General features: G+C 46.4%; 9 protein-coding genes. 6 read left to right on the top strand and 3 right to left on the bottom strand.

Features of this window, described 5'->3' with window-relative positions; translation table 11 throughout:
- Positions 1-4: 4 nt before the first annotated feature.
- Positions 5-835, top strand: coding sequence for a trehalose-phosphatase (otsB, locus tag GWO68_RS00080; RefSeq protein ID WP_162344365.1), 831 nt, complete (start codon positions 5-7; stop codon positions 833-835).
- On the top strand, positions 828-3242 hold the full coding sequence (locus GWO68_RS00085) for a glycoside hydrolase family 65 protein (RefSeq protein WP_162344366.1): 2415 nt from the start codon (positions 828-830) through the stop codon (positions 3240-3242). Before otsB ends, GWO68_RS00085 begins: the two co-directional genes overlap by 8 nt.
- Positions 3243-3307: 65 nt before the next feature.
- Here GWO68_RS00085 and fbaA read toward each other — a convergent pair whose 3' ends face one another.
- The 3 genes from fbaA to GWO68_RS00100 form a co-directional block, all read right to left on the bottom strand.
- Positions 3308-4378, bottom strand: coding sequence for a class II fructose-bisphosphate aldolase (gene fbaA / locus GWO68_RS00090; RefSeq protein WP_162344367.1), 1071 nt, complete (start codon positions 4376-4378; stop codon positions 3308-3310).
- A 267-nt stretch (positions 4379-4645) separates the two neighbouring features.
- Positions 4646-6151, bottom strand: a complete 1506-nt coding sequence (locus GWO68_RS00095; RefSeq protein WP_235941878.1) for an exonuclease domain-containing protein — start codon at positions 6149-6151, stop codon at positions 4646-4648.
- A 59-nt stretch (positions 6152-6210) separates the two neighbouring features.
- A complete protein-coding gene (locus tag GWO68_RS00100) occupies positions 6211-7365 on the bottom strand; it encodes an AI-2E family transporter (protein ID WP_162344368.1) in 1155 nt (384 codons plus the stop codon).
- Between the two features lie 345 nt (positions 7366-7710).
- Here GWO68_RS00100 and GWO68_RS00105 point away from each other — a divergent pair, with 345 nt between their 5' ends.
- From GWO68_RS00105 to GWO68_RS00120, 4 genes are all read left to right on the top strand, one after another.
- Positions 7711-9573, top strand: coding sequence for a DNA topoisomerase IV subunit B (locus GWO68_RS00105; RefSeq protein ID WP_162344369.1), 1863 nt, complete (start codon positions 7711-7713; stop codon positions 9571-9573).
- Entirely contained in the window at positions 9566-12319 is a 2754-nt protein-coding gene (locus GWO68_RS00110; protein ID WP_162344370.1) for a DNA gyrase/topoisomerase IV subunit A, read from the top strand. Before GWO68_RS00105 ends, GWO68_RS00110 begins: the two co-directional genes overlap by 8 nt.
- Positions 12320-12373: 54 nt before the next feature.
- Complete coding sequence (locus GWO68_RS00115; protein WP_235941879.1) at positions 12374-13159, top strand: tetratricopeptide repeat protein; 786 nt, start codon at positions 12374-12376, stop codon at positions 13157-13159.
- Between the two features lie 113 nt (positions 13160-13272).
- The gene (locus GWO68_RS00120; protein ID WP_162344371.1) at positions 13273-14388 is read left to right on the top strand and encodes a tetratricopeptide repeat protein; all 1116 of its coding nucleotides are present in this window, start codon (positions 13273-13275) and stop codon (positions 14386-14388) included.
- Positions 14389-14413: the final 25 nt, after the last annotated feature.

A 14413-nucleotide genomic window follows, 5' to 3' on the forward strand; every position in this document is an offset into this window, starting at 1 on the left:
AACTATGATAAACCAACCCAACACGCAGTTACAAAAACGAAATGCAGAAGAATTACCATCGGCTTTAGCGGAGTTCGATATGATACTTGCTTCTAAAAAACCGGCTGTTTTCCTGGACTACGACGGTTGCCTGACCCCCATTGTGAAAGAGCCTGACATGGCCATACTGAGCCCACAGACGCGCGAGGTACTGCGTGATTTAGCCAATGTTTGCCCGGTAGCTATCGTTAGTGGCCGCGACCGGCAAAATGTTCAAAAACTGGTGCAGCTCGATAATCTATACTTTGCAGGCTCTCATGGTTTCGATATTTCGGGACCTGATAAGTTACACACCGAACCTGGCGGTGCAGCTGCAGCCTTACCTGCCCTGGATAATGCAGAGCTAGCCTTGAAAAACAAACTGCAAGCTATAGCTGGTACGCTGGTAGAACGGAAACGCTACGCCATTGCTGTGCATTACCGCAACGTGGCCGATGCGCAGGTAAACGAAGTAGAAACTATAGTTGATACAGTGCTTTCCGATCATCCGCAGCTCAAAAAGGGGCTTGGTAAAAAAGTATTCGAGCTAAAACCCAACCTGGACTGGCACAAGGGGAAAGCTGTATTCTGGCTGCTGGATGAGCTGCACCTGAACAAACCGGACATAGTGCCCATTTATATTGGCGACGATATTACCGATGAAGATGCTTTTGCGGCCCTGCAGGGTATTGGAGTTGGCATATTAGTGGGCGCACATGACGAGAAATCAGCTGCCGGCTATAGTTTAAAAGGTGTAGCTGAAGTTCAGATTTTCCTGCAGAAGCTTACCGAAACTATAAAACAGCGCCATGCGTGACTGGAGCATCATTTATGATACATGGTCGCAGGAAGAGCAGCCTTTGCGTGAAGCGCTTTGCACCTTAGGCAATGGTTATTTTGCGACGCGTGGCGCTTTTGAAGAAACCAATGCCGAAGACGGCGCTTATTACCCGGGTACCTACCTTGCCGGCGGCTATAACCGGCTGTTTTCTGAAATAGCCGGCAAAACGATTGAGAACGAAGACCTGGTTAACTGGCCAAACTGGTTGCCTGTTACTTTCCGGGAGCCCGGTGGGGAGTGGTTCCATACTAGTAAGGTAGAGGTATTAAGTTTTAGGCAGGAACTGAACATGCATGAGGGAGTACTGCTCCGCGAAATGCATTTCCGTAGTAGCAACGGACATGAGTCTAAGCTGCGCTGCCGTCGGTTTGTAAGTATGGCCAACCCGCATCTGGCAGCCATCCAATGGGAGCTGACCCCGCTGAACTGGTCCGGAACTATCACTATCCTGTCTGCACTGGATGGCCGTGTTATAAACAGTGGCGTGGCACGTTACCGCTCGCTTGCAAGTCAGCATTTAGAGCCCCAGGCCCAGGGTACTAGCGCCGCTGATACGATGTACCTGGTGGTGCAAACTACGCAGTCAAAGGTCCGGATGGCACAGGTGGCGCGTACCCGCATCATTTCCCGGGTTTCAGAAGATAACATCACCACACAAACTATAACCGAGCAGGGCTATGTAGCGCAGCATTTGCAGGTACAGGCAACACAACAACAAGCCATTCGCCTCGAGAAAACAGTATTGCTTTACACTTCCCGCGACTGGGGCATTTCAGAACCGTTACTGGATGCTGAAACCAACATGGTACGGCAGAGTAGCTTTAGCGATTTACTGGAAGAGCATACCAGGGCCTGGAAGCGCCTCTGGAGCCGTTGCGACCTGCAAATAGCCAGCAGCAATAAAGCCCAAACTATACTTCGGCTACACATTTTCCACTTATTACAAACGGTTTCTGCCCATACCTACGACCTGGATGTGGGAGTGCCGGCACGCGGCTGGCACGGTGAGGCATACCGGGGCCACATTTTCTGGGATGAACTGTTCATTTTCCCATTCCTCAACTTCCGGTTGCCCGAAATAACCCGCGAGCTTTTGTTGTACCGGTACCGGCGCTTACCCGAAGCCCGCTATGCAGCAAAAGAAGCCGGATACAAAGGTGCTATGTTTCCGTGGCAGAGTGGGAGCAACGGTCGCGAAGAAAGCCAGCTTATTCATCTCAACCCACAATCAGGGCGCTGGTTACCGGATAACACCTACCTGCAACGGCATATCAGTGCGGCCATTTCGTACAATGTATGGCAGTATTTTCAGGCGACCGATGACAAAAAGTTCTTGCTGTTTTATGGGGCAGAACTGATGCTCGATATTGCGCAGTTCTGGTCAACTATAGCTACCTATAACCAAACTATAGAACGCTACGAAATCAGGCATGTGGTGGGCCCGGACGAGTACCATACTTCTTACCCCGGGTCGGAAGAAATAGGCCTGAATAACAATGCTTATACCAATGTAATGGCCGCCTGGTGCATCCAAAGTGCGCTCGATCTTTTTGATATTATTGATGAAGCCCGGATACAGGAACTACTGCACAAACTACACATTTCAGACACCGACCTGGAGCGCTGGAAAGCTGTAAGTAAGCGTTTGTATGTGCCATTTATAGCTGACAGCCCGGTAATTGCCCAGTTCGACGGGTATGATGCGCTGAAGGAATTTGATTGGCAAACGTACCGCAAAAAATACGGCGAAGCCATGCGCCTGGACCGCATCCTGGAAAGTGAAGGCGAAAATGTAAATAAGTACAAAGCCAGTAAACAGGCTGATGTGCTGATGCTGTTCTACCTTTTTTCTGCAAAAGGGCTGATCCAGATTTTTGAGCGACTTGGCTATAGATTTAAACCCGAACACATACCTGAGAATATTGCCTACTATGAGCAGCGCACTTCACATGGCTCTACGCTCAGCAAGATAGTACATGCGTGGGTGCTTGCCCGGTCTGACCGGAAAAAGGCCTGGGCCAACTTTGAGGTGGCCCTGGTAAGTGATTTTGAAGACATACAGGGAGGCACTACTGCCGAAGGCGTACACCTGGGGGCCATGGCAGGCACCGTAGACCTGGTACAACGCGGCTTTACCGGTCTGGAAATAAGGGACGATATATTGTGGCTGAACCCGGTATTACCTGAAAAAATGACTTGCCTGAACATGCAGTTGCGCTACCGGGGCCACTGGATAACACTAAATATTACCGGGGAAAGGATGCTGCTGCGTTTTGATAAAGGCTTAACCAAAGAAGTTAAAATAGGCTACCGAAATCAAACATATATCTGCCAGACAGGCGATACCAAGGAATTTGATATCCGAAGAAACTTAACTGATTGATGCTGATGGCAAACAAAAAAGGGTGAACTATAAAATTCACCCTTTTCGTTTATTGATTACTATAGTTATGCGTTGCGGTTCATGCAGTTCAGGTCTTCAAATGCCTCTTTTAAACGAGCAATAAAGTTCTCTTCGCCTTTGCGCAACCAAACTCTTGGGTCGTAGTATTTTTTGTTCGGAGAGTCTGCACCTTCCGGGTTACCCAACTGACCTTGCAGGTAATCCTTCTTTGCTTCGTAGTAGTTTTTCACGCCATCCCAGAACGCCCACTGCATATCCGTATCAATGTTCATTTTGATAGCGCCATAGTTTATAGCCTCTGTAATTTTAGCTTTCTCAGAACCGGAGCCACCATGGAATACGAAGTTAACCGGGTTAGCGCCCGTGCCATACTTCTGCTGGATGTGGTCCTGCGAGTTTTTCAGGATCTCGGGGCGAAGCTCTACATTACCTGGCTTATACACACCATGCACGTTGCCAAAGGCAGCTGCAATAGTAAATCGGTCACTCACTTTTTTCAGTTCTTCGTAGGCAAAGGCTACTTCTTCCGGCTGGGTGTATAAACGAGAGCTGTCTACGCCTGTGTTGTCTACGCCGTCTTCTTCGCCGCCTGTTACGCCCAACTCAATTTCTACGGTCATGCCCAGTTTGTTCATGCGTTTCAGGTAGCTGGCACAGGTCTCAATATTTTCCTTAATTTCTTCCTCCGACAGGTCCAGCATGTGTGAACTATAGAGTGGCTTTCCGTTTTGGGCATAAAATTTCTCGCCGGCATCCAGCAAGCCATCAATCCAAGGAAGCAATTTTTTAGCGGCATGGTCGGTGTGCAATATTACCGGCACACCGTAAGCTTCGGCCATCAGGTGTACGTGCTGTGCTCCTGAAACTGCACCTGCGATTGCTGCTTTCTGGTTCTCATTATCTAAACCTTTACCGCCAAAAAACTGTGCACCACCATGCGAAAACTGAATGATAACTGGGGAATTTACAGCTTTGGCTGTTTCCAGAACGGCATTTACAGAGTTGGTACCAATTACGTTTACGGCTGGTATGGCAAACTTATTTTCGTTTGCATAGCGGAACAGCTCGCTCACTTCATCTCCGAACAATACGCCTGGTCTGAATCTTTTTTCCATGTAGTTTAAAGTATTTTTAATGTTAATCTTGTGGTTGGGTCAATTAGTGAACGAGATTAAGGAATAAATCGGGAAGAAACAAAAGAGTTAGAAAGTTTAGAAGTTAAAAAGTTAGAAAGTTTGGAAGTTAGAAAATGGATTTAGGTTTTATGAACAGAGCCCACCGCTATACTTAACGGCGGGCTCTGTTGGTACTAGATTGGAAAGTTAAGAGATATAAATTTCTAACTTTCTAACTTATACTTTTCTAACTTTCTAACTCTCTGTCTAATCAAACACTATAACTTTATCCTTGTGTTTGCTGCGCATGTGGTTTCGGATGATCTGCTGCACATCCTTGTTATCGTTGTAGCGGGTAATGGCGCCTTTAAAATCATCCAAAGTGCTGGCCGAAAACGTCTCATCTACAAACCCGAAGCCCAGGTAGGTGCCATGCTCTACTACAACTATAGTTTTCTCACCTGGCTCACGACCTTTACTAATAATCACAAAGCTGTTATGCTCATATGTGATGGAATCAATAGCGGCGTTTACGCGGATGTTATAGGTTTCGGGTTTTTCTTTGCCTATACAAGCGCCGTTACACTGGTGTACCTGGTAATCGAAACAAGCGCCGGAGGTTTTATACAGGTCGCATAGTTTCTGGCACAAATTAAAATTGCTGACCTTGTGGTACAAGAACCCCTTGGCTTTATAATGGTTCGATAGCGCGATAAGGGGCGTCATATTAGCATTATCTGCCTTGTTTATACTGCCATAGGTGAGACGTTTGTAGCCTTTTTCGTCTTCGTACACAAAAATACCGGTATTAAACACACTGCGTCGCTGCTGCCGGTTATAGAACGGTTTCATGCGCTTTATCTCCGCCGATTCATACAACAAGGCCACCAGTTCATTGCCCATCAGCTCGTAAGTAATGTCGGCAATATTGTTTTTAAAGTCCAGCGATTTACGGCTCTTATAGTCGATGTTAAAGTGCTGGATGATGCGCTTTTTAATGTTGATACTCTTACCGACATAGATCACCTCACCGGCCTCGTTATGGAAGTAATACACGCCTGGTACCATAGGCAGATTATCGACCTGCTCTTTGCTGATGTTAGGTGGCAGCAACGAAGTCTTGATCTCCTGCTTCAGCATCTGCGAGGTGGTTTCGGCAGCCATGTGCATGTTCCCATCCACCACCGGACGATTGATTTTTATCAGCTTGTCAAAAAGAACGGCCGTTGCTTCGGCATCGCCGATGGCTCGGTGACGTTGATTTAACGGGATGTCTATACTTTTGCAAAGCTTACCCAAACTATAAGACGGCAGGCCAGGAATTAAGGAGCGGCTTAAACGCACCGTACAAAGTGTTTTGCGCTGGAAGGTATAGCCCAGGTCCGCAAACTCTTTTTTGATAAAAGAATAATCGAAACGCACGTTGTGGGCTACAAATATTTTACCCTCTGTAAACTCCACAATATCCTTAGCTACTTCGTAAAATTTGGGTGCATCCTGCACCATCTCGTCCGAAATGCCGGTTAGTTGTGTTATAAAATAGGGGATAGGACGCTGCGGGTTAATCAGTGTGTTATACTTGTCCACGATCTTCTGCCCGTCGTGAATAAAAATGGCGATCTCCGTTATTCTGTCCTGAGCAGGCTGCCCGCCTGTAGTCTCAATATCAATGATAGCGTACAAATGGCTCGGATTTAGGTCTGTTTCGTTGGCCGCATCAGCAGGTGCCTGCGGCTCTATTCCTAAACCAATATTTTTAGTAAACCGTTTCAAAATGGTAGTATAACTATCAGGACTGCAATTATTTTAGCACAAACTTTTAGCAAATTGCTTTATAGGTTCTCTTTTCCGTTATCCTTATTCTTTTTTCCGCGCCCCAATCCATTCCATATTTCCTGGAACCAGCTGGTTACTTTCCCATGCCTTTTTAGTGCAATCTCATCAATATCAGCCAACAGAAAACCGATCGGCTTAAGTGGTTCATAGCTATCGAAAATTACTTTCAGCATGGCTATAAACGGGATGGACAAAATCATGCCGGCTGCCCCCCAGATCTCGCCACCCACCAGCAACGCAACTATAGCTGCAAAGGGGTTCAGGCTTACTTTAGAGCCAACTATAAGCGGCGTTATAAAGTTACCTTCCAGAAACTGCACAAACATAAATACACCAACAACCAGCACCGCATCAATCAGGTGGCCGGTAGTTGCCAGCGTAAACAAAGCAGGCAGCAATGCACCTATCAGTATGCCTATGTAAGGGATTATGGTAAGGATAGAAGCAAAGATGCCGAAGAAGATAGCATACTTTACGCCTAGTAACAGCAGACCTGCAGCGTTCAGCAACGACACGATCACGATCACGATCATCAGTCCTGAAATATAGCTTTGCACTACGCTCTGTATGTTTTCTACGGTCTGCATCATGCTGCTGCGGCGGTCTTTGGCCACAAACTGGAACATAAACTGCTGCAGGTGGTCGCGGTAATACAGCAAACAGAATACAAAGATCGGCACAAGTGTAAAGGCGGCTATTGCACCAGTAGTCACAGAGATGGTGTTGCCCAGAAAAGTGGTGGCAATATCCTGTAATCCACCCACGGCGTTACGCACCAGTTCGCTTTTGCCCGATGGCATGATACCAAATTTACGATAAAGAAATTGCTGTACCTTATCTACCAGGTCACCGATATTGCTGCCAATGGTATCCAGCTCAGAAGTCAGGCTGAGCAGCTGTATCGACAAAAACCAGATAACCATACCAAGCACCAGAATTATAAGGACAATGCTGATAAGTATAGCCAGAGGTCTGGGCAACTTCAGTTTTGTTTCCATGTCCCGGATAACAGGCAACAGGAGCAGGGCAAACAACATGGCAAACGAGAGTGGCACCAGCACTGATTTAAACATTTGCATGAGCCAGATTAGCAGCAGGATACCAAGTATAATTACAGTATACTTAAAGTATGCAGGTAGTTTTATTTCCATTTACGAGAACATATAGCTGTCCGGGGCTTGTTAGGGTTTAAATGATGGCTGCACTTCGGCTACTAATATACAAATTTATCTATATAAAAATGCTAAAAAATTTAGCTTTGTGCTATGGCTCTTTTTTATTTAATAAGTGAACTGTATGCTTGATTTTATAGTTGTATATACTATAGGATAAGCAGTAGCTACTTGTAATAAGAAATAAAAACTAAAATAATTAGTAAATATTTTTTGTTACTTTGTAGCTGGGCAGGTTGCTGGAACTAATATTGCATCTTGTCTCTTATTATTTCCTATATTTCCGGGTAATTCCATCAAATCAACTACACTTACGCTTACAGAATGGCAGAGTTAGAGCATAATTATAACGAAGACAGCATTCGCTCGCTGGAGCCGCGCGAGCACATCAGGTTACGTCCTGGTATGTACATCGGCAAGCTGGGAGACGGTTCTTCGGCCGATGACGGTATTTATATTTTGGTGAAAGAGGTAATCGATAACTCCATCGACGAACACGTGATGGGTTATGGTAAGACGATCGACATTAAGATATCAGACCACAAGGTACAGGTGCGCGACTATGGCCGTGGTATTCCGCTGGGTAAGGTTATAGATTGCGTGAGCAAGATCAACACAGGTGGTAAATACGACAGCAAAGCTTTCCAGAAATCAGTTGGTCTGAACGGGGTTGGTACAAAGGCGGTGAATGCCCTCTCCAGCTACTTCCGTATCCAATCTGTGCGCGATGGAAAGGTTAAAGCAGCCGAGTTTGAGCGTGGTGTTTTAACAGAAGATGTAGAAATACAGGACTCGTCGCAACGAAATGGTACCCTTACCATTTTTACCCCGGACGATACCATCTTCAAGAACTATCAGTTTAACCTGGAGTACCTGGAGAACCAGATATGGAACTATGTTTACCTGAACGCTGGCCTAACTATAAACTTCAACGGTAAAAAGTTTTACTCAGAGAATGGCCTTCTGGATCTGCTGCGTAACAAAGCCGACGAAGAAAGCATGCGTTACCCGATCATCCACCTGAAAGGGCCGGATATTGAATTGGCATTGACGCACGGAAACGACTACGGCGAGGAATACTATAGTTTCGTGAACGGTCAGTACACCACCATGGGTGGTACGCACCTGGCAGCTTTCCGGGAGGCAGTGGTTAAAACAGTGCGCGATTTCTTTAAGAAAGACTATGACGCTGCCGATATCCGTGGCTCAATTATAGGTGCTATCTCACTGCGTGTGCAGGAGCCGGTATTCGAATCGCAGACCAAAACAAAGCTTGGCTCTATTGAAATGGGGCCTGATGGTCCTGCGGTGCGTGCGTATATCAACGACTTTGTAAAAGAGGCGCTGGATAACTACCTGCACAAGAACCCAACAACTGCCGAAGCGCTGAAGAAGCGAATTGAGCAGAGTGAGCGCGAGCGTAAGGACATGGCCGGTGTTAAAAAACTGGCAAACCAGCGCGCTAAAAAAGCAAACCTGCACAACCGTAAACTGCGCGACTGCCGCCTGCACTTCAACGAAGATAAGCACGAGAATTCTCTGCTGTCTACACTCTTTATAACAGAGGGTGACTCTGCAAGTGGTTCTATCACCAAGTCCAGAAATGTAGATACCGAAGCGGTATTCAGTTTAAGAGGTAAGCCCCTGAACTGCTATGGCATGAAGAAGAAGATCGTTTACGAAAACGAGGAACTGAACCTGCTGCAGCACGCCCTGAACATTGAAGAAGGGTTGGATGGCCTGCGTTACAACCGTGTGGTGATTGCGACCGATGCCGACGTAGACGGTATGCACATTCGATTGCTGTTGTTGACCTTCTTCCTGCAGTTCTTCCCTGACCTGGTGCGTAACGGCCACGTGTTTATATTAGAGACACCGCTTTTCCGTGTGCGCAACAAGAAAGAAACCATTTACTGCTACAACGAAACCGAAAAGCAGGAAGCCATTCAGAAATTAGGCAAGCGTCCTGAGATTACCCGATTTAAAGGACTTGGAGAGATCTCACCGGATGAGTTTGGAAAGTTTATCGGCGACAATATTAAGCTGAAGCCGGTGATCCTGCAGAAGGATACCACGATCCAGAAAATGTTGAACTACTACATGGGCAAGAACACGCCGGAACGTCAGCAGTTCATCATCGAGAATTTGAAGATAGAGAAAGATATAGTTGAAGAGATTTATGCATAACGACGATATAAACGAAGAATTGCACAACCACGAAGAAGAGGAGTTGGAAGTAACTTTTACTGATGGCGAAGAAGAAGTCATCCATAATGTTACCCCTGTCTCCGGATTATACGAAAACTGGTTCTTAGACTATGCTTCTTATGTAATTCTGGAGCGTGCGGTACCAGCTATTGAAGACGGCTTAAAGCCCGTGCAGCGCCGTATCCTGCACGCCATGAAGGAGATGGACGATGGTCGCTTTAACAAGGTGGCTAACGTTATTGGTCAGACCATGCAGTACCACCCGCATGGCGATGCGTCTATCGGCGATGCGATGGTGAACCTGGGTCAGAAAGACCTGTTGATTGAAACACAAGGTAACTGGGGTGATGTACGTACCGGCGACAGTGCGGCGGCGCCACGTTATATTGAGGCACGCTTATCTAAGTTTGCGTTGGATGTGGTATTTAACCCGCAGACAACACTTTGGCAGCTGAGTTACGATGGTCGTAAAAACGAGCCGGTAACATTGCCGGTTAAATTCCCATTGCTACTTGCCCAGGGCGTGGAAGGTATTGCCGTAGGTTTGTCTACCAAGATCATGCCGCACAACTTTAAGGAACTGATCAAGGGTTCTATAGATGTGCTTAAAGGCCGTAGTACTACCTTGCTACCGGATTTCCCGAATGGCGGTATGGTAGATGTTACCAACTATAACAACGGTATGCGCGGCGGCAAGATACGTGTGCGCGCTACCATTGAAAAGGTAGACAAGACTATGCTCATCATTCGCGATGTGCCTTATGGTGTAACTACTACTGGCCTGATGGAATCGATCGTGAAAGCGAGCGAGAACAACAAGATCAAGATCAAGAAGGTGATCGACAATACGGCTGCCAATGTAGAGATACAGGTTCAGTTGCCGCCAGGTGTTTCTCCTGATTTAACGATGGATGCGCTTTACGCTTTCACGGATTGCGAAGTGTCTATTTCTCCGAACACCTGTGTGATTATCGATGATAAGCCGCACTTCCTGAGCGTGGATGAGTTGTTGCGTATTTCTACTTTCAAAACAGTGGATCTGCTGAAGCGAGAACTCGAAATACGTAAAGGCGAACTGGAAGATAAGTGGCATTATTCGTCTCTGGAGAAGATCTTTATCGAGAACCGCATTTACCGCGACATCGAAGAGTGCGAAACCTGGGAAGCGGTGCTGGAAGCGATTGATAAGGGACTTGATCCGTTTAAGAAATTGCTGCGCCGCGAGGTAACGCAGGACGATATAGTTCGCCTGACAGAGATCCGTATCAAGCGTATTTCCAAGTTTGATTCTTTCAAAGCTGATGAGTATATCAACAAGCTTGAAGAGGAGATGGCTGAGGTAGATGATAACCTGGCTAACCTGATCCGTTACTCGATTGCGTACTTTGAAGGCTTGCTGAAGAAGTATGGCCAGGGCCGCGATCGCAAAACGCAGGTGAAGACCTTTGATGTTATTACGGCACAGAAAGTGGCTATTGCCAATCAGAAACTATACATGAACGCCAAAGACGGCTTTATAGGTACCAGCCTGCGCAAAGACGAGTTTGTGTGCGATTGCTCTGATATGGACGACATCATCGTATTCCGTAAGGACGGCAAGTTTACCGTAACCAAGGTTGCTGATAAAACTTTCGTTGGGAAAGATATCATCATGGCTGGCGTTTATAATAAGAACGACGAGCACATGGTGTACAATATGATCTATGTGGATGGCAAGACCGGCATTTCATTTGCGAAGCGCTTTGCTGTGAAATCCATCACCCGTGATAAAGAATACGACCTAACAAAAGGAGAGAAGGGCTCGAAGGTACATTACCTGACGGCCAACCCTAACTCTGAATCGGAGGTGGTAAGTATAACGTTAGCGCCACAGTCTACGGCCCGCAACAAGCAGTTCGATTTCGACTTTGCAGAGCTGATGATCAAAGGCAAGGGTTCTAACGGTAACATTGTAACCAAGTACCCTATCAAGAAAGTAGTGCAGAAGAGCTTAGGCGATTCTACCTTGGGAGGCCGTGAAATCTTCTATGATGAAGTGATCGGTCGTTTGAATACGGAAAGTCGTGGCCGTTACCTTGGGTCATTCAATACGGACGATACGATACTGGTGATTTACGAGGATGGTACTTACGAGCAGACAACGTTTGACCTAAGCAACCACTATACAGTTGAGAAGATCAAGGTGCTGCAAAAGTTCGATCCGGAATTGGTGGTGTCAACGATTTATTACGAAGGAGACAATAAAACCTATTATGTAAAGCGTTTCAGGATAGAAACTTCTACGGTTGGCAAGAAATTCACCTTCATATCAGAAAGCAAGAACTCAAGGCTGGAAGCTGTATCTACTCATCCGGAACCACTGGCTGAAATTAAATTCAAGCGTAGCCTGCGTGGCGACAAGGAATCTGAAAAAATCCTGTTAAGCGAATTTATTGATGTAAAAGGCTGGAAGGCCATGGGTAACAAGCTCAACTACTTCAAGATATTTGATGTAACAGTGCCAAAGCAGGAAGTGGTGGAGTACGAGGAGGATAAGCCGAAAGCCAAGAAAGCTGCTGCCAAACGGGAGCCGGTTACCTTACCATCAGAGTTGAAAGAACTAGCTGAGGAAGCGGCTCGTGCCAGCGGAACTCAACCAGAATCTGCAGCTGACGTAGAAGATACTATACAAGAAAATAGTGCAAAAAAAGCGATAAAAGAAAAGAAGCAGTTAAATCTGTTCTAATATTTGTCCAATTGCAGCTACTACTTGTTTCATGACTTTTCTGCAAAACAGCTTATGAAGCGACAATTTCGGGTATGGATGTTATTATTAGTGCTGGGACTGGCAGGTGCACCTATGTGTGCCATTGCCGGCTCCGGACTTAATACCGAACAACTACTGAAGAAGGCTGAAGAGTTGATGGGTAACTACCGCGATAGCGAAGCGCTTGCTATGTATGAGGAGGTGCTGCTAGCTGCTCCGGATAACTATACAGCCCTCTGTAAAGCTAGTTTTCTGAACTGCCGCATAGGTGAACGCATAACTGATGAAGGAACCAAGATCGCTTTTTATACCAAAGCAAAGCAATATGCTACACGGGCCTATGAACTGAAACCAGCTGATGCAGAAGCCAATTATGCAATGGCGATGGCATTAGGTGCTACGGCTATGGTATCTGGTCCTAAACAACGCCTGGAGAATATTAACCAGATGAAATCGTTTCTGGATGCGGCGCTAGCTGCCAATAACAAACATGCTGGTGCCTGGCATTTGCTGGGGCGCTGGTACTTTAAAATGGCGAATCTGAATTTTGCAGAAGCTGCCGCATCGAAGATGTTTTTTGGCGGTGTTTGCGGCGAAGCAACAAACGAGGAAGCCGCTACAGCTTTACAGACGGCTATAAAGTATAACCCTCATAATATCCAGTATTATTACGACCTGGCTACTATTTATAAGGAAATGAAAATAACGGAAGCCTGTACAAAAACCCTTGAGCAGGCCATTGCTTTAGATGTTACCACCCGGGACGAATTGGAACTGGCCCGGCGATGTAAGATCATGTTGCAGCAGTCAAAAAAATAACTGCGCATCAGCTATAGTTACAGAGCCTGCTACACCTTGTGGCAGGCTTTTCTTTTTTAGCTATAGTTTGCTAAACCAATAATTACATAAATATTACCTAATTTAGCGGCCTGATGCATCGGCTTTATTTACATACATCTTACCTGAAGAAAAAGATAGTTCCTGCGCTGCTGGTAATTATACTTGCCACTTTTGCTGGCTGTAACCTGAATCAGGGCACCGGTGAGCAGATGGTAAACCTTGCCAAGGTGACAGATGACCCGGAAGCGCAGCTAGCTAACCTGAATACGGCCATAAGCCGCAACAGGCAGGATGCCAGTTTATACGTTCGCAGAGCCAAAATCCTGTTAGGTAAAGGAGAGCTGCCAATGGCACTTGATGATGTAAATAAAGCGGTAGAGTTAAACAAGAACGACATGGGCAACCTGTTCCTGAAAGCACAGGTGTTGCGTGCCATCGGGAAGGTAAAAGAAGCGCTGCCATTAGCTTTGCGGGCCGAGCGTAATTCTTTTCAGCATGTAGGGGTGTATGTTTTGTTGAGCGATCTGTACCTGCAATTAAAGCAACCTCAGAAAGCTTCGGTTTATGCGGCAAAAGCTCTTAAACTTGCGCCACGTAATGAATTTGCTTTATATTACAATGGCCGTGTGGCAGAGGCTATCGGGGATACGGCGCGTGCAACCCGTAATTTCAGGCTGGCTTTACAAGAAGCTCCTGATTTTGCTGAAGCCCGACGCGAATTAGCCGGCGCCCTTATAAACCAGAAAAACTACGACGAAGCTGCAATGCACCTGGATAAGGCTATGACGCTGGTACCCAAAGATGCGATGCTCTGGTTTTACAGAGGCCAGCTATACCAGCAAACCCAGAAAGGTGACAGTGCTCTATGGAGCTATAACCGGGCTCTTGGATTTAACGATAGCCTGCAACTGGTGCATTACAGGGCAGGTGAACTTTTATATGCGCGCGGCGACAATGCAGGAGCAATTGCCCATTTAGAGAAAGCAGCACGGGAGTATGGTCATACTGTTAAGTACATTACCATGCTGGCAAGTGCCTATGAGCGTACCGGGCATAACATAAAAGCGCTGGAGCAGTATCAGCGTTTGGATGCTTTGCAGCCGGGTTATACCTTTGCTGACCAAAGTATAGCTCGCCTGAAGGCAAAACTGACAAGGCCAATGCCGGCAGCTAGTGCTGAACCTGATACAGCAACTATAAACGAATAAGAATTACATCACGAGTAAATAAAAC

Origin of the sequence: Pontibacter fetidus, assembly GCF_010119545.1 — a bacterium.
GTDB classification, from domain to species: Bacteria; Bacteroidota; Bacteroidia; order Cytophagales; family Hymenobacteraceae; genus Pontibacter; species Pontibacter fetidus.

Coding starts and splice junctions, on each gene's coding strand:
- GWO68_RS00085 (WP_162344366.1), top strand. CDS start 828: ATGCGTGACTGGAGCATCATTTATGATACATGGTCGCAGGAAGAGCAG.
- GWO68_RS00110 (WP_162344370.1), top strand. CDS start 9,566: ATGCATAACGACGATATAAACGAAGAATTGCACAACCACGAAGAAGAG.
- GWO68_RS00100 (WP_162344368.1), bottom strand. CDS start 7,365: ATGGAAATAAAACTACCTGCATACTTTAAGTATACTGTAATTATACTT.
- fbaA (WP_162344367.1), bottom strand. CDS start 4,378: ATGGAAAAAAGATTCAGACCAGGCGTATTGTTCGGAGATGAAGTGAGC.
- otsB (WP_162344365.1), top strand. CDS start 5: ATGATAAACCAACCCAACACGCAGTTACAAAAACGAAATGCAGAAGAA.
- GWO68_RS00115 (WP_235941879.1), top strand. CDS start 12,374: ATGAAGCGACAATTTCGGGTATGGATGTTATTATTAGTGCTGGGACTG.
- GWO68_RS00120 (WP_162344371.1), top strand. CDS start 13,273: ATGCATCGGCTTTATTTACATACATCTTACCTGAAGAAAAAGATAGTT.
- GWO68_RS00105 (WP_162344369.1), top strand. CDS start 7,711: ATGGCAGAGTTAGAGCATAATTATAACGAAGACAGCATTCGCTCGCTG.